The sequence below is a fragment of the Actinosynnema sp. NPDC023658 genome, from assembly GCF_040639995.1.
GTDB lineage: Bacteria > Actinomycetota > Actinomycetes > Mycobacteriales > Pseudonocardiaceae > Actinosynnema.
Genome location: NZ_JBFAAX010001478.1, coordinates 1 through 1,069, shown reverse-complemented (window position 1 = coordinate 1,069; position 1,069 = coordinate 1). Strand labels below are relative to the sequence as shown.

Here is a 1,069-nt window from a genome sequence, read left to right as displayed (position 1 = left end):
GTCGTGGGTTGTCGGTGGTGAGCCAGTGTTGGAGGTGCGTGAGCGTGGCTTGGACGGGGTTTTCGTCCGGCACCCGGAACACCTCGAAGTCCGGCGTGGACACCGACGCAGGCGTGGGTATGGGCGACCAGGTCAACTGGTGCAGCACCGGCGCGGTCGGGGCGACGTCCAGCGGACGGAGGGTCAGCGAGTCGATCGTGATCACCGGCTGTCCGCTGCCGTCCACCGCGAACAGCGACACCGACTCGTTCCCGGTGGGCGTGATCCGCACCCTCAGGCGTTCCGCGCCGGTCGCGTGCAACTGGACGCCACTCCAGGCGAACGGCAGCTTGACGTGCCGATCCTCGGCGTTCAGCGCGAGGGTGTGCAGGGCCGCGTCGAGGAGTGCGGGGTGGATGTCGTAGCCGGTGGTGTCGGTGTCGTCGGGTAGCGCGATGTCGGCGTAGAGGTCGTCATCGTGTTGCCAGGCTGCTCGGAGTCCTTGGAAGGTGGGGCCGTACTCCAGGCCGGTGTCGGCCAAGCCGTCGTAGATCGAGCTCACGTCCAGTGGACGGGCGTCTTCGGGCAGCCGCGTGGTGTCCTGCGGTGGGAGAACGGACCTGCCAAGCGTTCCGGTGGCGTGCCGCGTCCACGTGGTGGTGCTGTCGTCGCGCGAGTACACGCCGATCGCACGTGAGCCGGAGTCGTCGGGCGCCGCCACGGTGACCTGGACGTGGATGTCGGTGCTGCCCAGGACGAGCGGCGTCTCCAGCGTGAGGTCGTCCAGCCGTCCGCAGTCGGCTTCGCGTCCGGCGTGCAGGGCGAGTTCGATGAAGGCGGTGCCGGGCAGGAGGGTTGTTCCGGCGACGGTGTGGTCGGCCAGCCAGGGGTGGGTGCGGGTGGAGAGGCGTCCGGTGTAGAGGACGGTGTCGTTGTCGGCCAGCGTGGTCGTCGCGCCGAGCAATGGGTGGTCGGCGTTGTGCAGGCCTGCGGCGTCGAGATCGCCCGCGCCGGTGTCATGTAGCCAGTAGTGGTGGTGTTGGAAGGGGTAGGTGGGGAGGTCGAGGGTGGTTGTGGTGGGGTGCCAGTG

Annotated in this window: 1 protein-coding gene; it reads right to left on the bottom strand. The window is 68.9% G+C overall.

All coding sequences use genetic code 11. From position 1 onward, the window contains the following. On the bottom strand, positions 1–1,069 hold a 1,069-nt coding region (locus AB0G02_RS41925), incomplete at both ends, for a polyketide synthase dehydratase domain-containing protein (RefSeq protein WP_360806666.1).